The sequence below is a fragment of the Luteolibacter luteus genome (assembly GCF_012913485.1).
GTDB lineage: Bacteria > Verrucomicrobiota > Verrucomicrobiia > Verrucomicrobiales > Akkermansiaceae > Haloferula > Haloferula lutea.
This window is the reverse complement of record NZ_CP051774.1, coordinates 5,140,366-5,160,052: the sequence shown is the minus strand read 5'-3', so window position 1 is coordinate 5,160,052 and position 19,687 is coordinate 5,140,366. Positions and strand designations below refer to the sequence as shown.

Below are 19,687 nucleotides of genomic sequence, written 5' to 3'. Positions count from 1 at the left end.
CTCGGTAGGATCACTCCGCCCAAGGCGAGTTCTCGATCATCTCGACAAAGTTCGGCCTCTTGTATCCCGGCAGGAGTCGTTCGCAGACGTCCGCCTTGATGTTGCCGTAGCAGGTGAAGGGCTTGTGCGAGATGCCATCAAAGAAAGCGCGCACGATCTCCTGCTTGAAGTTCGGCCTCGGAAACGCAGCCACGATTTCCTCGCGCTGCTCCCGCGAAAGCTCTTCGTAGCCCACCCCCACAACGTCGAGTTTCACACCATTCGCCAGCAAGGCCACCTCGGGCTTTTTCCACTTCGTGATGCCCGGTGTGGTATGCAGCGCGATCGCATCCCAGGCGATGTCCGCAGTCTGCTCGGGGATTCCGTGCTGCTGGAGGAAAGTGCGGGCGGCATTCGCGCCGTCTACCTCGAAACGCTCGTCCGGACTGCTGTAGGGCGGCACCAACCCGAGGTCGTGGAAGATGGCGCTGATGTAGAGCAGTTCCGGATCATACTTCATCTTCTCACGTTCTCCGCGCAGGGCGGCGAAGATGAAGACGCGGAGCGAGTGGTTGTAGAGCAGCTCGGTACCGTGCTCGCGGAGCAATTCCGTAGCTTCGGTGGCCAACTTGCTATCGGGGATGATGATATCGGCGATTCGATGTTTCATGGCGGGAACAGTCTGCCACCGTCTTGGCGGGATCCCCCACGACAGCGATCCGACGATTTACGCCATGCCTTTGGTCCTCCCCTTGTCAGACGAACTGCTGCCCGCGCCCGAAGAACGGAATCGGGAACGATACTCTGCCGGGGTGGAATTAAGACGCCGGTGGAAACACCTCCCCATCACATCCGCGCTGCCGAAGCCGCAGGCACGCGCGATCTCCTCGATGCTCTCTGTTGATCGCTCGAGCCTGCGCCTCACCGCTTCGATGCGGACTTCCTCCACGTAGTGGGCCGGTGACTTCCCAATCTCACGGGTGAAGACACGCTGGAAATTCCGTTCGCTCATGGCGACGCGTGCGGCCAATGCAGGAATCGAAAGATCCGCGCCGAGATGATCCAGTATCCACATCTGCAAGTCGCGGAGAGGCCGGCTCTCGGCTGCCTGCTGTTGAAGCGAGACACTGAATTGCGCCTGATTCCCAGGACGGCAGAGAAAGACCACCAGCTTGCGCGCCACCTCCAATGCGATGGCCCGCCCGTGATCCTCTTCTACCAGTGCGAGGCAGAGGTCGATCCCTGAAGTAACCCCGGCGGAGCTGTAGAACTTGTCTTCGCGGATCCAGATCGGTGCCGCATCCACCTTCACTGCCGGAAAGCGTGACGCAAGCTCCTGTGCGAAGGACCAGTGCGTGGTGGCACGACGCCCATCAAGCAACCCCGCATGCGCAAGCATGAAGGCACCCGTGCAGATCGAGCCAACACGCCGCGAAATCTCCGCCTGCCGCCGCAGCCATGAAAGGACCGCGGCCGTGGGCACCCCGGTCTCCACACCGCCCCCACCGGGCACGAGCAAGGTGTCGATGGCTCCCTTCACCCCCGAATAGTATTTCCCACCCGCGAAGGAAAGCCCCTGCATCCCCGCGATGTTCGCTTCGCGCGAAGTCGTCACCACCTCGATCTGATAATGCCGGTCAGCAGGAAGCAGGCGGTTCGCAGAAGCGAACACATCCACGATGCCAACCAGATCCAGCTCGCGAACCGGCGGCATCACGAGAAGCACGATCCGACGGTTCGAGGCTTCTTTCCGTTTCATCGCCTCGCGAGCTTGGAGAGCGCAGCCCAGCTTGTCGACGCTGCATCAGCCCCCGATCTTGGCATGGGCATCTATCTCTAGCTTTGCCGGATCAAAGCCCTGCTCCTTTGCGGTCGACTTCATCTTCTCAAAGACCGTCTCCGGCACCCGCGGCGAGCGAGAAAGAAACCAGAGGCTCTTGCGATCCGGGGTGCCGACGATCGCCTGCTGATAGCCGGGAGTGACATCGATCACCCAGTAGTTGCCCTCCTCTGGAACCGGAATCAGCTTCGAATACCAATTCCCCGGGAAGCTCACTTGAAAACGATTCGCCTCCGCATCAACCGGTTTTGCCACACCCGTGATCGAGCGCTGTGAGCCATCGGCACGGATGCAGGTGTTCACCACTTTGACCGTGCCATCCTTGTTCCTCGAATAATCCGCCGTAGCCGAGACACAGTCCTTCTGAAACCACTGGGGATAGCGTGCGATCTCATACCACTTCCCCACATAGCGGCTCACGTCCACCTTTGCCATCGTCCTGAGAGGCGCCGTCCCGGATGGCGCATGACTGCACGCTGCGAAAAGAATCGCGATGGGAAAGAGGATGAACCTGATCATCCACTAACATCGGCCCGGACTCACGTGCTTTCCACACGTTTCCGTCCTAGCCGAGCGCAGGCAGCGCTTCTCCAGCCAGTTCCGGAAAGCACTTGCAGAAGTCAGGATCTGCAGGAGCTTCCAAGTTCATCATTTCTCCCGTGTAGGGATGCTTCAAAAGGAGCGTCTTCGCTTGGAGAAGCATGCGCGAGCCGGTTCCCAGGATCGAGCCGAGTTCATCGCTGCGATCCCGACCGGCATAGCGGTAGTCACCCACGATCGGAAGATCCGCCTCTAGCAGATGCCTGCGGATCTGATGATAGCGGCCGGTGGTTGGCGTGACCTTCAGCAAGGAAAGGCTGAGGCCAGGATCCGCCGTGAAGGAACCTTCTGGTGCACTCATCGCGGTCTCGAAATGGGTGAGTGCGGAGAGTGGCGGCTCCTCGGGGCTCTTCTGAAGCGGCGTGTCGCAGACCCACTGCTCCGGGGTGATGCCGCAGACCACCGCCAGATAGGTCTTCTGCACTCGGCGGTGTTCGAACTCCTGCTGCACCAGAGCGCAGGTTTTCCGATCGAGCGCGAAAATCAGCACGCCGGAGGTCGGACGATCTAGGCGGTGAAGGACGTGGACTTCCCGGTCCAATTCATCGCGGACCCGTTTCATGGCGATCCATTCCGGCGGATCCTCGTCCCGGCCGCGGTGCACGATCATGCCCGCGGGCTTGTCGATCGCGACAAGATGCTCGTCCTGAAAAAGAATGCGCAGCGGCGGGATCATGCTTCGTCGGGCCACAGCCCGGGCGTGGCGAGTTCCACGGCATGCCCGTCCGGATCGCGAAAGTAAAGGCTTGTCGCACCTCGAGGCCAATCGACCCGGCTTTCTACGCGAATTCCGAGCTCTGCCAGGCGGTCTTCCCAGTTTTTCAGCTCTTCCGACTTGATCCCGAAGCAAACGTGGAGGGGGCCGGAACCGTCATGACCGATGATGGTGCCAAAGCCGAGGTCGGAGGGCTCGGTTGAGGAGCCGCGCAGAAAAAGAAGCAACACTTGCCCGGGTACGATCCGCAGCGCGCAGAAACGCCCTGTTTCATGGATGAGCTGGGTGGCACCCAGCAAACTCTCGTAGAATTGCACCGACCGCTCCAGATCGTCGACATAGAGCGCGCTCTCGGTGATGCCCGTTACCTTGGAAATCATGGATCGCAAGATCCGTCGGGAAGCGCTCCGGAGCAAGAAAGCGATGATAGGACGGGCTTCCCTGCCGCGTTGGAGCGGATGGCATCTCTTGCGGGAGTTGCCGCCGGAATCCTGCCCCAACTCCATGCAGCCCATCAGCCGACGCACCTGCCTGCAACGCCTTGCCCTCACTCTTTCCGCCACCGCCATCCCCACCGCGGCGAGATCGGAAGAAATCATCGCGCCCACAGATGCCGAGAAGGAGATCATCTCGAAGATCGCTCGGGAGTTCATGGAGAAGCATGAGGCGCCCGGGCTCTCGGTCTCCTTCTCCTATCGGGATCAGGTTTCCTATTCGATCGGCTTCGGCATGGCCGATGTGGAGAAGAAGGACGAAATGACTCCGCGCCACCTCTTCCGCATCGCCAGCATCGCGAAGCCGCTTACCGCCGTCGGCATCTACAAGCTGATCGAGCAGGGCAAGCTGAAGCCGGAGGACCACATCTTTGGAGATGGTGGGCTTCTGCAGGTGAGAGGACTGAAGAAACTGCCCGAGGGCGTGGAAGACATCACCCTTCACCACCTGCTCACCCACACCTGCGGTGGCTGGCAGAATGATGGAAATGACCCCATGTTCCGGCATCCGGATCTGGATCATCGCGAGCTGATCGCCACGACGCTGCGCGAGCAACCGCTGAAGAACGCCCCCGGCAGTAGCTACGCCTACTCCAATTTCGGCTACTGCTTGTTAGGCCGGGTGATTGAGAAGAGCAGCGGCAAAAGCTACGCCACCTTCATGGAGGACACCATTCTCAAGCCCAGTGGCGTGAAGGATATGAAAATCTCGGGGAACACCCGCGAGGACCGTGCGAAAGACGAAGTGATCTACTACGGTCAGAATGGAGAAGACCCCTATCACATGAATGTCCGCCGCATGGATTCCCACGGTGGCTGGCTGGCCACGCCGGAGGATATCGTGCGCGTTTTCAACCACTGCTCCGGAGCCGGCGCCGCCTCCACGCTCCTGCGCGCGGACACCGTGAAAAGCATGCTCACCGCCAGCAATGCGAATCCAGGCTATGCCAGCGGCTGGGCGGTCAATGAAGCACGTCACCGCTGGCACAGCGGCAGCCTTCCCGGAACCTCAACCATCGCGGTGAGGACTTCCGGAGGGATGTGTTGGGCGGGATTCGCCAACGCCCGCAACAAAGACATCGCTTTGGCGTTGGATCAGATGATGTGGCAGATGGCGAAGGCCGTTCCTGCCTGGCAAGCCTGACTCTTTCCCACCCCATGCTCCGACTACTCATTGCCACTGCCGCTCTCGCCAGCCCGATCGCGAACGCCGAAAGCAAGCCCGATATCCCCCCCAAGCGCTACGACCTGAAGGCGCGCGCCAGCGAAATCGATGCACAGGCAAAGGAGCATCCGGAGATCAATTTCACCTTCGGCACCAAGGAGAAGCCCGCCGATCTGGAGCATGCCTGCGTGGACACGCGGGTGCCCGACCAGGGCAAGCTGGTCATCTGGCTGATGGGGCACAACCAAGGCCTCTTCGAGCGTGTGTCCGGCTACGGCCTCCACGCCATCCAGGTCCACTACGCAAATGGCTGGTTCTCGAAGCTCTACTCGGGCCCGCCTCCACAGGATGACCTCTTCCTTTCCAAGGTGCGGTTGGAAGCGGCCACCGGACAGGACAGCAGCGATGCCGTTTCCATTCCGAAGACGGACAGCATCATGGGACGTTCCCTACAGTTCGTGAAATGGCTGGATCGCACGAACCCGCAGGGCAACTGGAAGCAATTTCTCAATGCCGATGGCTCCGACCTGCAATGGGACAAGGTGATTCTCTCGGGAATTTCGCACGGTTCCACCACGGCTGCCCGCATGGCGAAGCAGGTAAGGGTCGACCGCGTGGTAATGTTCTCCGGCCCCCGGGATCAGTATGAGTCTTGGCAATCGCTTCCCTCCGCCACACCGGGCAATCGTTACTTTGCCTTCACCCACATCCTCGATGATGGTTGGACGAACGACCACTACTGCCGGTCCTGGCTGATGCTCCGCCTGAACGAGTACGGTCCCGTGGTGAATGTAGAGAATGCCTCACCTCCCTATGGTCATTCGCGCCGCCTCGTCACTGATGCCGACGTCGGTGGTGATGCCAACCGGGCCCACAGCGGCGTGGTCCCCGGAGGAGCCGCGACAAAGGACTCGAAGGGCCGGTATATTCATGAGGAGGTCTGGAAGTATCTCTTCACTCATCCCGTGGAGAATACCGGGGAGGCAATGACCCCGGATGAGGATTGCCAGATGGACCAGAGGAAGTGATTGCCTCCGGGAACCGCGGATTCCAACTCCACCCGCTGACCATTCCCAAGGCGGCGCCCGCTTTCCTCATCCTGCCACATCCAACTGCCGGATCACCTTCGCAGGCACTCCCGCCACCACCACGTTGTCCGGCACATCCTTCGTCACCACCGCCCCTGCGGCGACGACCACGTTGCTCCCGATCGTCACGCCCGGATTGATCACCGCATGTCCGCCGATCCAGACATTGTCGCCGATCGTAACCGGCTTGCCGAATTCCAAGCCACTGATCCTCGTCGGCGCGTCCAAAGGGTGGCCTGCCGTGAAGATCGAAACTCGGGGCGCGATGAAACAATTGTGCCCGATCCTCACCTCGCAGACGTCCAGGATGATCAGGTCGTAGTTCGCATAGAAATTGTCGCCTACGTGGATGTTGTAGCCGTAGTCGCAGCGGAAAGGCGGCTCGATGAAGGCATTCGTCCCGCAGCTTCCCAACAGATCATTGAGAAAGCCTGAGCGCTCCGGCATCTGCTCTTCCGTCGTCGCATTGAAATGGCGGCACAGCTTCTTCGCATGCTGGCGCTCGTTGAAAAGCTCTTCGCCAAAGGCCAGGTAGAGCTCGCCGGCCAGCATTTTCTCCTTCTCGGACTTTTCTCCCATGAGCACACGTTAGGAGCTCCCGCCGGTTTTGCCAACGACCAAGCCGAAGCACCTCAAGCTTCTTGGACCGCTTCCGGCTGCGCGCGCCGGAAAGCTCGCCACGCCAGCCCCACCGCCGCGATCGAAGCAAGTGATGCCCCGTAAAAAGCAAGGCCGGGCACCTTCGTGTGCCGTTCATCGGCGATCGACCAAGAGAACAGCGCTGTCCACAATACCGGTGCCAGGATCCCGGCGATGCTCATGATGCTGTTCAAAGCGCCTTGCACCGCCCCCTGCTCATCCGCGGGAACCGCTTTGGAAATCATCGATTGCGTCGCAGGCGAGCCGATCCCGGCGATCGAGCCCACGAAGATGATCGCAAAAATCATCCACCCCTTGTTCGCGCTGCCATAACAAAACATCGCGGCCGCCATGCCTAACAGGCCGACGTAGATACCGCGCTTCTCGCCGATCCGCTTCAGCACCTTCCCAGCCAAGCCTGCCTGCACCACTGCCGCCAGGATCCCGACCAAGGCGAGCGACCACCCGACCATCTTGCTATCCCAACCATAGCGGTAGCCAGTGTAGAGCACCCATAATGCGGGATAGATATTTCCCGACAACACGCTCAGGAAATGCGTGCCTGCGAGGCCAAATACGATCGGCCAGCGCTTCAGCGCAACCAGCGCCTTGATCGGATGCGCGCTCTCCCACGAGAAGGGACGCCGGTTCTCCTTCGCCAGCGACTCCGGCAGGACAAAGGCACCATAGAGCCAGTTCAGCAGCGTGATCCCTGCGGCCACGAAGAATGGCGTGCGCAGGTCATGGGCACCCAGCAGACCACCGATGGCCGGGCCAGCGATGAAACCGAGCCCGAAAGCCGCACCGATCATCCCGAAACCTGCGGCCCTCTTTTCCGGCGGCGTGACGTCCGCGATGTAGGCACTGGCTGCGGAAATATTTGCCGCCGTGATCCCGGAAACGACCCGCGCGAAATAGAGCCAACCCATCGTAGGTGCCCACGCCAGCACCAGGTAGTCGATGCCGGAACCGAGCAGCGATCCCAGGATCACCGGCCGACGCCCGAAGCGATCCGAGAGACTGCCCAGCACGGGCGAGAAGATGAACTGCATCAGCGCATACAGCGCCCCCAGCCACCCCACCGAATGAGCCGCCGCCTCGAGATCTCCTCCTTGAAGTTGCTCCACCAATTTCGGCAACACGGGGACGATCACGCCGATGCCGAAGATATCGAGGAACAGCGTGATGAAGATGAAAATGATCGCAGGCTTCGGCCGGGCCATGCGCGGAGCCTGCCTGTCCCCCACCCCGGAGCAACTCCGAATTCACACAGCCGTCCTTGCGAGCTCGCAATGCCGCTCTTAGTTCAAGTCCGTGAAGCTGATCGCCCTTCTCTCACCCTTGATCTTTGCATCCTCCGCCTTCGGACAAGCTCCGCAGCCTGCGGCAATTCAGAACATCCCGTCACTCGGCGAGCATTTCAACCAAGTCGACACTACCGGCACCTTCCTGCTGCAGGACCCGAAAACCGGAGTCCTCAAAGGCTGGAATCCGGAGCGCGCAGCCAAACGCTACATCCCGGCTTCCACCTTCAAAATCGCGAACTCGCTGATCGGACTCGAAACCGGTGCCGTGAAAAGCGTGGACGAAGTGCTGCCCTACGGCGGAAAACCCCAGATGTTCAAGGAATGGGAGCAGGACCTCCCGCTTCGCAAGGCAATCGAGATCTCCGCCGTTCCAATTTACCAGGAGCTCGCCCGCCGCATCGGCCAAGAGCGAATGGCGAAAGGTGTCGCTTCCCTCGACTACGGAAACATGAAGACCGGAGAAGTCGTGGACCGTTTCTGGCTCGATGGCCCCTTGGAAATCTCCGCGGTTGAGCAAGTCCGCTTCATCAGCCGCCTGCTCACCGACAAGCTGCCACTGAAGCCGGAGACCCTGAAGACGGTCCGCGAAATCGTCTCGCGTGAAACAGCTGGCGATACGGTGATCCACTTCAAGACCGGTTGGTGCACCGCCACCAAGCCACAGATCGGTTGGATCGTCGGATGGATCGAAAAGGGCGAGTCGAACTACCCCTTCGCGCTAAACATCGACATGGCCGATCTGAAGGATGCTCCCAAGCGCATGGAGATTCTGAAAGCCTGCATCAAGAGCGAGGACGTGCTCTAGTGATAGATCATCTTCCGCGTCATCCCTCCATCCACGATCAGCTCCGCACCGGTGATGAAGCCCGTCTGCTCGGAAAGCAGGAAGGATACCGCCGCAGCGATATCATCCGGCGTACCGACACGTCCCACCGGATGCTGTGAGTGATCCTTCTTCGAAAGCCGCTCTCCGCTGACATTGATCCAGCCGGGAGATACACAGTTCACCCGCACATCCGGCCCCAGGCTGACCGCCAGCGAATGGGTAAGCGCTACCAAGCCACCCTTCGTCGCCGAGTAGGCATGCGTGTCCGGCTCCGACATGTGAGCCCGCGTTGAAGAAACCAGCACCATCGCTCCCTTCGCCGCGCGCAAGTCCTGCTCTGCCTCGCGGGCCAACAGGAAAGCAGGCGTTAGATTCGTGGCGATCACCCGGTTCCAATCTGCCAGCGTGGACTCGGCTAGCGGCTTGAACTCACCGATGCCCGCATTCGAGACAATCGCATCGATTCTCCCGAAGCGTTTCCGCGTCCGCGCGACCAGCATCTTGAGATCCGTCTCCTTGGTCACATCCGTTTTCATCGATGTCACCCCTGAGACCTCGGGCGTCGCCTCCAGATCCGCGGCCACCACTTCCCACCCTTCATCGGCTAGCCGCCATGCGATGCCATTTCCAATTCCATGGGCTGCCCCGGTGACGATCGCGACCTTCTTCTGCATGCCATCCCCTCGTCTCAAGGTGCCTGCCGGTCAAACGATCTTCCTTAGACAGGAACGGCCAAGACACCCGAGGACCGCGGGAGAGTACTGAGACAACAGACCACCTCCAGACGAGTTCGGACAATTGCATCAACCGCTCCCATCACCCGCGAAGCGGATCGACTCGTGATTTTCCCTTTCTTTACGGGTCCAGCGGCTTCAGCTCGATATTCCGGAACCAGACCGGCTGCCCCTCCGCCTGTAGCGCGATGTGCCCGAAAGCCAGCGGTGTGATCGCCCCGGCGGCATAGAGCTCCTTGCTCGATTCGATCCGGCCTTCGGGGTCGAGCTGCGGTTTCTGGTAGCGCAGCACCTCCTGGCCGTTCACCCGGTGGATCACCTCCTTGTCGCCACGCACTTCCAGTTCGATCTTCACCCAATCTCCCGGCTGGAAGGTCGGAGCGGTGGACTCCACGATGTGCTGCGTCACCAGCTTTCCATCGATCTCCAGATTGGTTCCCGGCGTACACACGTTTCCGGTCGGACGCTTGCCCTTCCCCTCATCGGCGAGGAATTGGAACTCCAGGCTCACCGGAAAAGGCTGCTTCAGTCCCAGGCTCTGCGGTGGCTGGGAATGATACATCACCCCGCTGTTCAGGTTCACATAGTTCGGCGCATCCGCCATCATCTTGCCATCGAAGCGATATTCCATCCGCAGGATGTAGTGAGAGTAGGACAGGTTCGTATAAAGGTGGCCGAACTGTCCCTCGAACTTCCCGTATTTGTCGTAGGAGACCTTGATGATGCCATCGTCGACGCTGAAGGTATCATGGGCATTCTCGCCCAGCGGGTGACCGGTGATCTTCGGCGTCCAGCCACTGAGATCCTTGCCGTTGAAAAGCTTCACCCATTCATGTTCCGCGGCCAAAGCCGGACTGGAGAAGACGGACGAGATCAAAAGACCGGCAAGTATCGGAGACGCGGATTTCATGGAAGTTACCTCCGGTATAGCCGGACTACGGGATCACGCAAGGTCGCGCCTACGGCGTGAATACACTGGATCGGATGACCTGATCCGCAGATAGTCCGCTCCGTTCGCCCCATGACTTCCGCTTCCCTCCTTTCGCGAGTCGCCTTCGCATCCCTCGCGCTTTCCACCTGCTCCTGTTCGCTGTTCAAGCCGTCACCCCCGCCACAGGCATCGCGGGTGATGTATGATTGGGAGGACGATGGCGGTCCGGAGGACATGTCGGTGGAAATCGATCTCTCCTCGCAGGTGGCCACCTATCGCCGCGGCGAGCGCACCGTCGGCTGGTCCTATGTTTCTTCTGGAAAGGAAGGCCACTCCACCAAGCCGGGGAACTATAAGATCACCGAGAAGATGGAGCTGAAGCATTCCGACCGCTACGGTTGGATCGCCGATGCCGCGGGCAATGTGACCAATGGCGATGCCAAGCCGACCACCCCCGTGCCTGAGGGCCAGTTCTACCATCCCGCCCCCATGCACTACTGGATGCGGATCACCAGCTACGGCGTCGGCCTCCACGCCGGCGAAATCCCGAAGCCCGGTGAAGCCGCATCGCACGGCTGCATCCGCCTCCCCCGCGACTTTGTTCCAAAGCTCTATGAGCAGGTAAAGGTCGGCACCCCGGTCAAGGTCATCCGCGGCAATACCCCGAAGCCGACGCTCACTCCCGCTGCTTGATCGGAGAGAACGGCAACGCCGTCTCCTCAGACCGAAAGCCTCGCCGCGAAGAACCCATCCCACCCGCTCTGCGAGGGCGAAACGGTCACGCTCTCCTCCATCTTGAACCTCCCGTCCCGCTCCGCGAGCAGATCCAACTGCCCCGCATTCTCCGAAGGCAACACCGAGCAGGTGGCATAGACAAACTTCCCTCCCGGCTTCAACAGCGCGGGATAATGATCTAACAGCCTCCGTTGCAGCCGTCGTGTCTTCTCCACCGCGGCCTCGCTCAAGCGCCATTTCAAATCCGGCTGCCGCCTCAAGGTCCCGAGCCCGGAACACGGCGCATCAATCAGCACTCGATCCGCCCATCCGGCATACCGCTTCAGCGTGTCCTCGCGCCAGGTCTCCGTGCGGATGATCCGCGTCCCTGCCCGCGCGGCGCGGCGACGCAGCTCGCTCAACTTCGCCGTGGAAACATCCATAGCCACGATCTCGCCCCTGCCCTGCATCAGCGCGGCCAGGTGCAGCGTTTTGCCACCCGCACCGGCACAGGCATCGATCACCCGCATGCCAGGTTCCACCTCGAGCAAAGGCGCGATCACCTGCGATCCCGCATCCTGAATTTCCACGAAGCCCTCACCAGCCAGCGCCTTCGGAATCCCTTTTCCTTCCGGTAGGACCAGAGCGTCCGGTGCGTCCTTCACCCGATCCGCGATCACCCCGTTCTCCGCCAGCCAGCGGATCGCACCATCCATCGAAATCCGCAGGCGATTCACCCGCAGGAAAACCGGCGCGCGATGATTGAGCGCGGAAATCTCCGCATCCCAAATCTCGCCCAGCTCCGAGGCACCCCGGGCATCCAGCCAATCCGGGATCGACTCGCGGATCGCCCGCGGTTCGGAGCCCAGCGCTTCCTCACGATCATTCATCTCCGTGAGCTTGCCACCCTTCCACTCCCACCAATCCGGAATGTTCATCCCCTGGCGATTCCACTGGGCCGCGCAGAGCGCCTCCACCGAATCACCTCCCGCCACGAACGCCAGCGCGCGGCGCCAGCGAACGATCTCGAAAACCGTCTCCGCGACGAAGCCGCGGTCGCGCTTTCCCCACTTCGGGTTCGCGCGGAAAGTCTGGTCGATCACCCGGTCCAGCACGCAGCCACGGTCAAATACCTCGCGCAGCACTCCCGCGCACCCTTCCGCCAGCATCCGGTGAATTCTCACGGCAGCGAACTTGGACACGGCCCGGGCATTTTCTCAACGCCGATCTTATCTCGCCTGCGGACGGGAGCCGTTCTTGCCGCCGCGCCCCGCCCTGCCTTACAAGCCCGCCGTGCCGACCATCCATCCTTCTGCCATCGTCTCCCCTGAAGCGGAACTCGCGGAGGACGTCAGCGTCGGCCCCTTCTCGGTAATCGAGGGCCCGGTGAAAATCGCCGCCGGCGTGAAGATCGGCGGCCACGCTTGGATCTCCGGCCGGACCTCGATCGGCGAGGGCTGCAACATCGGCTGGGGCGCGATCATCGGTGCCGATCCCCAGGATCTCTCTTTCGATCCCTCCTGCACTTCCGGCGTGGTCATCGGCCCGCGCAATACCCTGCGGGAGTACGTGACCGTCCACCGCGGCTCGAAGTCGGGACATGACACCGTGATGGGTGAGGGCAATTTCCTCATGACCGGTGCCCACCTTGCCCATGACGTGAAGCTGGGCGATGGCAATATCCTCGCGAACAACGTCCTCCTCGCCGGTCACGTCACCGTGGGCAACAAAGCCTTCCTCGGCGGCGCGGTCGGGGTGCACCAGTTCGTGAGAATTGGCGACCTCGCCATGGTTCAAGGCCTGACCGCCGTCAGCCAGGACATGCCTCCTTACTGCATGGCCTATGGCATCAATACCGTCGCCGGACTGAACTCGGTAGGCCTCAAGCGTGCGGGCTTCTCCATCGAAGAACGCACCGCCATCAAACGCGCCTACCAACTTCTCTTCAAATCCGGCAAACGCCGCGAGGACGCCCTCGAAGAGGCCGCGCAGACCGAATGGCCTACCGTCGCCATGAAGCTCATCGAAGCCATCAAGTCCCCCTCCAAAAAGGGCGTGATGAGCCCGTGAACTTTCTCTGACCCGGGATAGCGAGGTGCCCGCCTCACTTCGACAGCCCCATTGGGACGGCGGAAGTCCACTGCCGCTTGGATCACCGACAGGTCCGCCCTGCCAGGCACCGCCTTTCCTCATTCCATCCATCCCGGTCCCTATCTCACGGCCATGATCCCATCACAGATCGCCTGCGCCGCCGTCTGTTGATAAGCACCGCTCCGGCAACGGTTCCTCTCGCCTCCATGGCTGAGAAAGCCGCACTCCACCAGCACTGCCGGGCATTTCGTCTGCCGCAGCACCTTGAAGCTCCGCTGCTTCACCCCGCGGTTATGCGTCTTCAATCGACTGGCCAAGCGCGTCTGGATCGCCCGCGCCAGTTTGCTCCCCGCCGGCCCTCCGTAAAAGGTCTCCACCCCCCGATACCGCGAATCCCTGCATGCGTTGAAGTGAATGCTCACAAACACTGCGGAGCGATGCCGGTTCGCAATGGCCACGCGACTGCTGAGCGAGACAAAGACATCGCTCCTCCGCGTCATCGTCGTTTTCAGGCCCTTCCGCTTCAGCAGCGACTCCAACCGCCGGGCCGTCTGCAGGGTGAGATGGGATTCCCGCACGCCGCCACGGAAGGCACCCTTATCCTTCCCACCATGCCCGGGATCAATCACCACGGTATGAAACCGCGCCGCCTCCGCGGTCCCTCCCAACAGGAGACATAATCCCGCCAGCAGGCTCGCGGCCCGGAGAAAGAGGGAGGAAATCGTCACGCCCGGGAAAGACCTCACTCCCCGGGAGATAATTGATTAAGCTATCTTAATCAACTCGATTCTCCGGCGAGTGATCGGTTTGACTCAGGGCCTCCGCAGGGTCATCACCCGCCTCATCATCCACCTCGATCTCGCGCTGCACCTTGGGAGAGAGGAAGGGGCGCACCGCCAGCCCATAGAGCAGATAGGCGGTGAACAGGATCACCGGCACGAATTGATGGAACTTCACCGTGAAGAACACGATCACCGCCGCCAGCACGATGATCAGCGGGGTGCCGCGGGTGCGCCATCCCACTTTCTTGAAGCTCGGATAGCGGACGTCGCTGATCATGAGGATCGAAAGCCCCAGCATGGCCGCCGCGAGGACGTATTTCCATGCCCCCAGGTCCCGGTCGTTTTCGTTGAAATAGATGATCAGATAAGTGAGCGAGGAGATGAAGCCCGCCGCCATCGGTATCGGGATGCCGCGGAAATCCGTGCCCACATTCGCCGACTTCGGAAGCGCCGCCAGACAGTTGAAGCGCGCAAGACGCATCGCTCCGCAGAGCACATAGATGCAGGCCAGTACCCAGCCGAGCCCGTTCACCACCTCATCCAGCGGCAGCAGCACAGCCTTCGCCATCAGCATCGAGGGAGCCATGCCGAAGGAGATCACGTCCGCCAGCGAGTCGAATTCACGGCCGAAGGGCGACTCCTTGCCACCGAGACGGGCCAGCCGACCGTCCAACAGGTCGAAGATACAGGAGGCGAAGATCAGCAGGATCGCCCGCTCGTAGTAGGGCTTCGCGGCGGCGAAATCGTAGGATCCGGTTGCGGAAGCCAGCATGATCCCCTTGAAAATCGTCAAAACGGCGAAGAAGCCGCAGGCGAGGTTTCCTGCCGTCATCGCATTGGGCAGGAAGTAGATCCGCGGTTCGTCGGGGTCGGTCTGTCGGAACATGCGCCGGGAAGGTGGCCCAGAAACCTGCGTTGAAACAGTGGAAAATCTGCCGTCCCCCGTTAGCCTCCCGGAAGTGGACCCCGCGACGATCAATCCCGCCACCCCGATGGGCAGCATCATGGAAGCCCTGCCGGGTGCCCGGCGTGCCCTTTTCTCCCGCTATCACCTCGGCGGCTGCCAGAGCTGTGGCTTTTCCGATACCGAAACACTGGGCGAACTTTGCGCCCGCGCCGGGGAATTGGACGTGCAGGAAGTCCTGGATCACTTGCTGGCCAGCCACGCTCACGACGAGTCGATGATGATCAGCCCCGCGGATCTCAAGGCCGAACTCGACTCCCCCGCCCCGCCACTCCTGCTGGACTCCCGGACCCGCGAGGAACACGAGGCCGTGAGCATTCCCGGCTCGGTCTTTCTCGAGCAGGAGCTTCAACAAAAGCTATTCGCCGGTGATCCCCAGCGCCGCATCATTATCCACGATCACGCCGGCAAGCACGTGCTCGATACCTGTGCCTGGTTCCTCGGCCACGGCATGAAAAACACCAAGGCCCTCAAGGGCGGCATCGATGCTTGGAGCCGCGAGGTCGATCCCAAGCTGCCGAGGTATCGGCTGGAGATCGATTGAGGTTGAAGCCGGTCATCGGGAACCCGGCGAAGCCCCATGATAAAGTCTACCGCCGCGGCTCATACCGCAGCGCCACGGCACCCGAACCGAACTCCTTCCGGTCGATCAGCTTCAAGTCGACATACTTTGATAACCCCGCGAACAAGGTCGGGCCATGTCCGGCAATCCGGGGGTGTACTACGAATTCGTATTCATCGATCAATCCCAACTCCGCCAGAGCCATGGGAAGCTTCACGCCTCCCACCATCAGTCCCTTACCCGGCTCCTGCTTGAGCTGGCACACGGCAGCGCCCAGCTCTCCCCGTACGAGTTCCGCATTCCAGTCGGGCTCCTTCAATCTGCTCGATACCACGTATTTCTTCGCCGCGTTGATCGTCCGGGCAAACGGTTGCATCCAATCAGGCATCGCTTCCGTGGATGAGGGCCAGCGGAATGCGGCCTCCATCATTTCATAGATCACCCGCCCGAAAAGAAGGGCGTCGGCACGATTCAGGTTCTCCACGGCATTGCGATGCAGCTCTTCGTCCGGGGAGATCCCCTGATGGTCGCAACATCCATCGAGGGTGACATTGATGGAATACCGGAGAGGTCGCATGATGGGACATTATCGCTCATGGCCGGTCTGTCGAGTGCAGCCTCGCCCGCGAAGAGCTTGGAACAGGCTTCGTCCCTTTGCCTCGGTCTGATAGAAGAGCATTTATCCACATGCCTTACGCCGTCGAACTCTTCCTTGATCCTGCCACCGAGCAGCGTGTCCGCCGCATCTGGGAACGCCTCGCGGGCATCGGGATCTCCTATCTTCATGGAAGCGGGAGCCGCCCGCACGTCTCGCTCGCGGTCTGCGATTCGATCGACACCGATGCCACCATCGAGTTGCTCAACCGCTTCGCCGAAGACACCTCCGGATTTCCGATCACCTTCTCCTCCATCGGAATCTTCCCCGCTGAACAACCCGTGCTCTTCCTCGCACCGAAGGTCACCATCCCCCTGCTTGAACTCCACGCCTCGTTCATGGACTCCTTCGAGCCGATGGCCACCCGCATCTGGCCGAACTATGCGCCCTCGGAGTGGATCCCGCACTGCACCCTCGCGGTCGCTTGTCCCCACGAATGCGTGGAAGAAGCACTGTCCATCTGCCGCGAAGAGATCCTCCCCTTTACCGCGGAGATCATGGAAATCGGCTTCGTCGAATTCCGCCCCGTGAAGCCCCTCCACTCCGCAGCGCTCTGCCAAAGCTAGCAACATGGAAGGTGCCCCGAGTCCAGCATGTCCTCTCGCAGGCTTCATGGGGATGTCCTGATCTGGAGATCGCAGGAATCCCGCCTTATCTATCTTTATTCTCCACCCCATCCTCATGAGCAGCGTCACCCATCCCGTCGAAAAAAAGAGGCTCGCCTACCTGAAGGACCACTACGTGCGGGGAGGAGCCAGCCCGCAGAACTGGCGGAAGGTGAAGTCCTTCAAAAAGGCCAAGGCCAGCCGCGCTTTTCGCAAGTTGCACAAATCACTGGAGCGCCACTGTGCCGATGCAGAGGCTGCACCCTTCGCATCCATCCGTCGGTTGGAAGGCTTGAAGAAAAGCCGTGTATATCAAGGAGGCTCATTTCACCTGAAACAATTTGTCGAGCATCGCCTGGAGAAGAGGCAAGACATGATCGGAGCCAGAAAGCGTCGGCAAGCGAAGCGCGACCAGGTCCAGGCGCTCTTGATCAGCATCCCGTAAAACCTGCTTCGCCATCCCCAGCCTTCTGAAAGCGTCAGGAGAGCATTGTCGCTAGCCCTGCAGCAGCATCGAACGCGCGGCTCACCGTCGCAACGCACCGCCTGCTGGCAGTAGAACTCCACCCCCGCATGCGCCAAACTTTCTGCCAAGCATGCTTTTACCCATCGTTCCACCCCACCCGAGTTCCCCCCTTCGACGTTCGATACTCGCCTTCCCACCCGCCTGTTATTTTCCCTGTTATAACAGGCGGAACAGGCGCCCCCCCGCATCCGCGGAAGCTCTCCTGCATGCTATCATCTCCGCTACACGGACGACCCCGGGCTTATCCAAGACGAGCAGGACACTTTCCTCCGTTCTTTCGTCAACACGGACGAGGAAACCCGTGAAAGGATGATCCGCGAACTCGTCGATGCCCGCTAGTGCTTGAGAGACCCATCACTCCCCCAGCATCGCCGGCGGAATGTGGAACAGCAGCCGCGCATGCCATGCCGGCGGATGCACCAGCAATCCCGTGATGCTCGCTTTCTTCACTTCCACCGAGCTGCCGCTGCACCCCAGCAACCACTCGATCAGTGAAGAAAGATCCGGCTCATGACCCACAATCGCCACGCGCTCAAAATCACTGAAGGCCACCAGTTCGCGGATGGCCGCTTCAGGATCCATGCCGCAGGCAAGCCACCCTTGCACCACGGGCCCCGGCATCTCCGCCGCCTGGCACATCGTCTCCGCCGTCTGACGGGCACGCACCAGCGGACTGGTGAGCACCACATCCGGGCGGCGGTCGATCCGCTTCAGGAATCGCCCCAGCCGCTCGGATTGCTCGAGCCCCTTTGCCACCAACGCACGCGCCCCATCGCCCCCGGGATGTCCGTGGTCTTCAGCTTTGGCGTGTCGGATGATGAGCAGCTCCATGGGGGTCGGATGGGATCAAGGTTACATCGTCATGCCACCATCGACCGCCAGCACTTGGCCCGTGATGTAGCGGGCTTCCTTGCTAGCGAGGAAGAGCACGGCAGATGCAATGTCGGCCACTTCGCCGAAGCTGGAAAGCGGGATGTTCTTCAGGATCTCCTCACGGACTTTCTCCGGCAGCTCGCCGGTCATGTCCGTGGTGATGAAGCCGGGTGCCACCGCATTGCAGGTCACGGCACGGCCGGAGAGTTCCTTCGCCACCGATTTCGTAAAACCGATCAGGCCGGCCTTCGAAGCCGCGTAGTTCGCCTGGCCCGCATTGCCGATCAGGCCAATCACGGAAGCGATGTTGATGATGCGTGGATCCTCCGCCTTCATCAGCGTCCGCATGAAAGCCTTCACGGTGTTGAAGGCGCCTTTCAGGTTCGTATCGAGCACCGTGTCCCAGTCTTCTTCCTTCATGCGCATCAGCAGGCCATCGCGGGTCACGCCGGCATTGTTGACGAGGATGTTCACGTTGCCGAAGTCGGCGATGATCGTTTTGCCCAGCTCTTGCACCGCCTCGTGATCGGCGACGTCGATGGCATAAGCCTTCGCTGCACCGGGATAGGCGGCATTGATCTCCTCCGCGGACTTGCCGCAGCTCGATTCACTCCGGCTCACCACCGCGACCTTCGCGCCCTCGGCCGCAAAGGCCATGGCGATCGCACCACCGATCCCGCGGCCACCCCCGGTGACCACGGCCGTCTTTCCTGCAAAGCGCTGCATGGGAAAAGCGTGCGACGCGGAGACCGGACTTGCCAACCGGTAAATGCCCGCCACCGCTGACATGCAGCGCTTTCGGCTTTCTCAGGACGAAGCAGCGCGGTTAGGAAAGCTGCATGCGTTGCCCCTATTGCCTCACGCGGCTGACCGAGACAGCCGTGGAGTGCCCGAAGTGCGTCCTCACGCTGGACCGCGCTTCGGCCTTGCTAGGGGCCGTTCCGCGGCTGGGACGTGGCGTCTGCGATACCACCGGCTGCCTCAACAAGGCGGAGATGCAAAAAATCACAAAGGCGGCCGGCAAGCTCGCCTGGCACTTCCCTCAGGTATCGTTGAATATCCTGCTCCACGGCTTCCCCAACGATCATCCCTTCAGCCTCCACGTCTTCTGGATTTTCAACTGCGGCGGTTTCGCCGCCGAAAACACCAAGGGCGGCGACAACCACAACATCCTGCTGGCTCTCGATCCCGTGCAGGAAAAATCCGCGCTGATGGTGGGCTATGGTCTGGAACCTTTCCTCGGCGACGATGCGATGGATCACCTGCTCGAACTTTCCGAGCCAGCGTGGCGAGCGAAGTCTTGGTCAAAAGGCATCCTCGAAGTGATCACCGGGCTCGACCGGCTTCTCGAAGGAGCCGCGCTGGAAGCTGCAGCCGGGTTTGGCCTCAACGCTCAAGCGATGAGGTCCCGGAAGGGGGATTTCTAGGCAATTCCCGCCCCTACCCCATTGCTACCCGGCAAGTTACAAAAGCGGGCATTTTGCCCACGTGATCACGTATCCCCGATTACGTAATGCCCGAAAGTCAGGAGATGTGAAGAATAGTGGCATCGTTCGACTCACACCCGACCGATCACACCTCACCCTCACACCCTCCT

Annotated in this window: 24 protein-coding genes; 9 read left to right on the top strand and 15 right to left on the bottom strand. The window is 61.0% G+C overall.

Annotated elements, in window-relative coordinates:
- Positions 1-10: 10 nt before the first annotated feature.
- From HHL09_RS21370 to HHL09_RS21350, 5 genes are all read right to left on the bottom strand, one after another.
- The gene (locus HHL09_RS21370; protein WP_169456682.1) at positions 11-649 is read right to left on the bottom strand and encodes an HD domain-containing protein; all 639 of its coding nucleotides are present in this window, start codon (positions 647-649) and stop codon (positions 11-13) included.
- Positions 650-706: 57 nt separating this feature from the next.
- The gene (locus HHL09_RS21365) at positions 707-1,738 is read right to left on the bottom strand and encodes a GlxA family transcriptional regulator (protein ID WP_169456681.1); all 1,032 of its coding nucleotides are present in this window, start codon (positions 1,736-1,738) and stop codon (positions 707-709) included.
- A 45-nt stretch (positions 1,739-1,783) separates the two neighbouring features.
- Complete coding sequence (locus tag HHL09_RS21360) at positions 1,784-2,254, bottom strand: lipocalin family protein (RefSeq protein ID WP_169456680.1); 471 nt, start codon at positions 2,252-2,254, stop codon at positions 1,784-1,786.
- Between the two features lie 130 nt (positions 2,255-2,384).
- Positions 2,385-3,095, bottom strand: coding sequence for an RluA family pseudouridine synthase (locus HHL09_RS21355; protein WP_169456679.1), 711 nt, complete (start codon positions 3,093-3,095; stop codon positions 2,385-2,387).
- Positions 3,092-3,514 carry a VOC family protein gene (locus HHL09_RS21350; RefSeq protein ID WP_205760902.1) on the bottom strand — a complete coding sequence of 141 codons (423 nt, stop codon included), beginning with the start codon at positions 3,512-3,514 and terminating at the stop codon, positions 3,092-3,094. The genes HHL09_RS21355 and HHL09_RS21350 overlap by 4 nt, the downstream gene beginning before the upstream one ends.
- A gap of 124 nt (positions 3,515-3,638) precedes the next feature.
- Between HHL09_RS21350 and HHL09_RS21345 the strand changes: the two genes are divergently transcribed.
- Positions 3,639-4,772, top strand: a complete 1,134-nt coding sequence (locus tag HHL09_RS21345; RefSeq protein WP_169456678.1) for a serine hydrolase domain-containing protein — start codon at positions 3,639-3,641, stop codon at positions 4,770-4,772.
- Positions 4,773-4,786: 14 nt separating this feature from the next.
- Positions 4,787-5,821 carry a BPSS1187 family protein gene (locus HHL09_RS21340; RefSeq protein WP_205760901.1) on the top strand — a complete coding sequence of 345 codons (1,035 nt, stop codon included), beginning with the start codon at positions 4,787-4,789 and terminating at the stop codon, positions 5,819-5,821.
- Positions 5,822-5,887: 66 nt separating this feature from the next.
- Here HHL09_RS21340 and HHL09_RS21335 read toward each other — a convergent pair whose 3' ends face one another.
- Entirely contained in the window at positions 5,888-6,460 is a 573-nt protein-coding gene (locus HHL09_RS21335) for a sugar O-acetyltransferase (RefSeq protein ID WP_169456677.1), read from the bottom strand.
- A 53-nt stretch (positions 6,461-6,513) separates the two neighbouring features.
- A complete protein-coding gene (locus tag HHL09_RS21330) occupies positions 6,514-7,743 on the bottom strand; it encodes a TCR/Tet family MFS transporter (RefSeq protein WP_169456676.1) in 1,230 nt (409 codons plus the stop codon).
- Between the two features lie 91 nt (positions 7,744-7,834).
- Between HHL09_RS21330 and blaOXA the strand changes: the two genes are divergently transcribed.
- Positions 7,835-8,632: a class D beta-lactamase gene (gene blaOXA / locus HHL09_RS21325; RefSeq protein WP_205760900.1), complete on the top strand. Its 798-nt coding sequence runs from the start codon at positions 7,835-7,837 to the stop codon at positions 8,630-8,632.
- On the opposite strand, the gene HHL09_RS21320 is transcribed toward blaOXA, so the two are convergent.
- Positions 8,629-9,327, bottom strand: a complete 699-nt coding sequence (locus HHL09_RS21320) for an SDR family oxidoreductase (protein WP_169456675.1) — start codon at positions 9,325-9,327, stop codon at positions 8,629-8,631. The two genes, blaOXA and HHL09_RS21320, sit on opposite strands and share 4 nt — an antisense overlap.
- A 181-nt stretch (positions 9,328-9,508) precedes the next feature.
- Positions 9,509-10,297 carry a 3-keto-disaccharide hydrolase gene (locus HHL09_RS21315; protein WP_205760899.1) on the bottom strand — a complete coding sequence of 263 codons (789 nt, stop codon included), beginning with the start codon at positions 10,295-10,297 and terminating at the stop codon, positions 9,509-9,511.
- A 111-nt stretch (positions 10,298-10,408) separates the two neighbouring features.
- Here HHL09_RS21315 and HHL09_RS21310 point away from each other — a divergent pair, with 111 nt between their 5' ends.
- Positions 10,409-11,011, top strand: coding sequence for a L,D-transpeptidase (locus HHL09_RS21310; RefSeq protein WP_169456674.1), 603 nt, complete (start codon positions 10,409-10,411; stop codon positions 11,009-11,011).
- A gap of 26 nt (positions 11,012-11,037) precedes the next feature.
- Here HHL09_RS21310 and HHL09_RS21305 read toward each other — a convergent pair whose 3' ends face one another.
- Positions 11,038-12,234 carry an RsmB/NOP family class I SAM-dependent RNA methyltransferase gene (locus HHL09_RS21305; RefSeq protein WP_169456673.1) on the bottom strand — a complete coding sequence of 399 codons (1,197 nt, stop codon included), beginning with the start codon at positions 12,232-12,234 and terminating at the stop codon, positions 11,038-11,040.
- Between the two features lie 55 nt (positions 12,235-12,289).
- Between HHL09_RS21305 and lpxA the strand changes: the two genes are divergently transcribed.
- Complete coding sequence (lpxA, locus tag HHL09_RS21300; RefSeq protein WP_240963680.1) at positions 12,290-13,102, top strand: acyl-ACP--UDP-N-acetylglucosamine O-acyltransferase; 813 nt, start codon at positions 12,290-12,292, stop codon at positions 13,100-13,102.
- A 140-nt stretch (positions 13,103-13,242) separates the two neighbouring features.
- Here the strand turns inward: lpxA and HHL09_RS21295 are convergent, their stop codons facing one another.
- Positions 13,243-13,851 (bottom strand): N-acetylmuramoyl-L-alanine amidase family protein, encoded by a 609-nt coding sequence (locus HHL09_RS21295; RefSeq protein ID WP_169456672.1) that lies wholly within the window; start codon positions 13,849-13,851, stop codon positions 13,243-13,245.
- A 46-nt stretch (positions 13,852-13,897) separates the two neighbouring features.
- Positions 13,898-14,791, bottom strand: a complete 894-nt coding sequence (gene pssA / locus HHL09_RS21290; protein ID WP_169456671.1) for a CDP-diacylglycerol--serine O-phosphatidyltransferase — start codon at positions 14,789-14,791, stop codon at positions 13,898-13,900.
- Positions 14,792-14,864: 73 nt separating this feature from the next.
- Between pssA and HHL09_RS21285 the strand changes: the two genes are divergently transcribed.
- A complete protein-coding gene (locus tag HHL09_RS21285) occupies positions 14,865-15,413 on the top strand; it encodes a rhodanese-like domain-containing protein (protein ID WP_240963679.1) in 549 nt (182 codons plus the stop codon).
- Positions 15,414-15,459: 46 nt separating this feature from the next.
- Here HHL09_RS21285 and HHL09_RS21280 read toward each other — a convergent pair whose 3' ends face one another.
- Positions 15,460-16,008 (bottom strand): dihydrofolate reductase family protein, encoded by a 549-nt coding sequence (locus HHL09_RS21280; RefSeq protein WP_169456670.1) that lies wholly within the window; start codon positions 16,006-16,008, stop codon positions 15,460-15,462.
- Between the two features lie 110 nt (positions 16,009-16,118).
- Here HHL09_RS21280 and HHL09_RS21275 point away from each other — a divergent pair, with 110 nt between their 5' ends.
- A complete protein-coding gene (locus HHL09_RS21275; protein ID WP_169456669.1) occupies positions 16,119-16,652 on the top strand; it encodes a 2'-5' RNA ligase family protein in 534 nt (177 codons plus the stop codon).
- Positions 16,653-16,767: 115 nt separating this feature from the next.
- Entirely contained in the window at positions 16,768-17,136 is a 369-nt protein-coding gene (locus tag HHL09_RS21270; RefSeq protein ID WP_169456668.1) for a hypothetical protein, read from the top strand.
- Between the two features lie 435 nt (positions 17,137-17,571).
- Here HHL09_RS21270 and sixA read toward each other — a convergent pair whose 3' ends face one another.
- Together sixA and fabG are read right to left on the bottom strand one after the other, a co-directional pair.
- Positions 17,572-18,048: a phosphohistidine phosphatase SixA gene (gene sixA, locus HHL09_RS21265; protein ID WP_169456667.1), complete on the bottom strand. Its 477-nt coding sequence runs from the start codon at positions 18,046-18,048 to the stop codon at positions 17,572-17,574.
- Between the two features lie 21 nt (positions 18,049-18,069).
- Positions 18,070-18,816 (bottom strand): 3-oxoacyl-[acyl-carrier-protein] reductase, encoded by a 747-nt coding sequence (gene fabG, locus HHL09_RS21260; RefSeq protein ID WP_169456666.1) that lies wholly within the window; start codon positions 18,814-18,816, stop codon positions 18,070-18,072.
- A 113-nt stretch (positions 18,817-18,929) separates the two neighbouring features.
- Between fabG and HHL09_RS21255 the strand changes: the two genes are divergently transcribed.
- On the top strand, positions 18,930-19,517 hold the full coding sequence (locus HHL09_RS21255; protein WP_169456665.1) for a TPM domain-containing protein: 588 nt from the start codon (positions 18,930-18,932) through the stop codon (positions 19,515-19,517).
- The last annotated feature ends 170 nt before the right edge of the window (positions 19,518-19,687 follow it).

What these genes read in the sequence shown, in the direction of transcription:
- HHL09_RS21370 (WP_169456682.1), bottom strand. Translation starts at nt 649, where the DNA reads ATGAAACATCGAATCGCCGATATCATCATCCCCGATAGCAAGTTGGCC.
- HHL09_RS21365 (WP_169456681.1), bottom strand. Translation starts at nt 1,738, where the DNA reads ATGAAACGGAAAGAAGCCTCGAACCGTCGGATCGTGCTTCTCGTGATG.
- HHL09_RS21360 (WP_169456680.1), bottom strand. Translation starts at nt 2,254, where the DNA reads ATGGCAAAGGTGGACGTGAGCCGCTATGTGGGGAAGTGGTATGAGATC.
- HHL09_RS21355 (WP_169456679.1), bottom strand. Translation starts at nt 3,095, where the DNA reads ATGATCCCGCCGCTGCGCATTCTTTTTCAGGACGAGCATCTTGTCGCG.
- HHL09_RS21350 (WP_205760902.1), bottom strand. Translation starts at nt 3,514, where the DNA reads ATGATTTCCAAGGTAACGGGCATCACCGAGAGCGCGCTCTATGTCGAC.
- HHL09_RS21345 (WP_169456678.1), top strand. Translation starts at nt 3,639, where the DNA reads ATGCAGCCCATCAGCCGACGCACCTGCCTGCAACGCCTTGCCCTCACT.
- HHL09_RS21340 (WP_205760901.1), top strand. Translation starts at nt 4,787, where the DNA reads ATGCTCCGACTACTCATTGCCACTGCCGCTCTCGCCAGCCCGATCGCG.
- HHL09_RS21335 (WP_169456677.1), bottom strand. Translation starts at nt 6,460, where the DNA reads ATGGGAGAAAAGTCCGAGAAGGAGAAAATGCTGGCCGGCGAGCTCTAC.
- HHL09_RS21330 (WP_169456676.1), bottom strand. Translation starts at nt 7,743, where the DNA reads ATGGCCCGGCCGAAGCCTGCGATCATTTTCATCTTCATCACGCTGTTC.
- HHL09_RS21320 (WP_169456675.1), bottom strand. Translation starts at nt 9,327, where the DNA reads ATGCAGAAGAAGGTCGCGATCGTCACCGGGGCAGCCCATGGAATTGGA.
- HHL09_RS21315 (WP_205760899.1), bottom strand. Translation starts at nt 10,297, where the DNA reads ATGAAATCCGCGTCTCCGATACTTGCCGGTCTTTTGATCTCGTCCGTC.
- HHL09_RS21310 (WP_169456674.1), top strand. Translation starts at nt 10,409, where the DNA reads ATGACTTCCGCTTCCCTCCTTTCGCGAGTCGCCTTCGCATCCCTCGCG.
- pssA (WP_169456671.1), bottom strand. Translation starts at nt 14,791, where the DNA reads ATGTTCCGACAGACCGACCCCGACGAACCGCGGATCTACTTCCTGCCC.
- HHL09_RS21280 (WP_169456670.1), bottom strand. Translation starts at nt 16,008, where the DNA reads ATGCGACCTCTCCGGTATTCCATCAATGTCACCCTCGATGGATGTTGC.
- HHL09_RS21275 (WP_169456669.1), top strand. Translation starts at nt 16,119, where the DNA reads ATGCCTTACGCCGTCGAACTCTTCCTTGATCCTGCCACCGAGCAGCGT.
- HHL09_RS21270 (WP_169456668.1), top strand. Translation starts at nt 16,768, where the DNA reads ATGAGCAGCGTCACCCATCCCGTCGAAAAAAAGAGGCTCGCCTACCTG.
- sixA (WP_169456667.1), bottom strand. Translation starts at nt 18,048, where the DNA reads ATGGAGCTGCTCATCATCCGACACGCCAAAGCTGAAGACCACGGACAT.
- fabG (WP_169456666.1), bottom strand. Translation starts at nt 18,816, where the DNA reads ATGCAGCGCTTTGCAGGAAAGACGGCCGTGGTCACCGGGGGTGGCCGC.
- HHL09_RS21255 (WP_169456665.1), top strand. Translation starts at nt 18,930, where the DNA reads ATGCGTTGCCCCTATTGCCTCACGCGGCTGACCGAGACAGCCGTGGAG.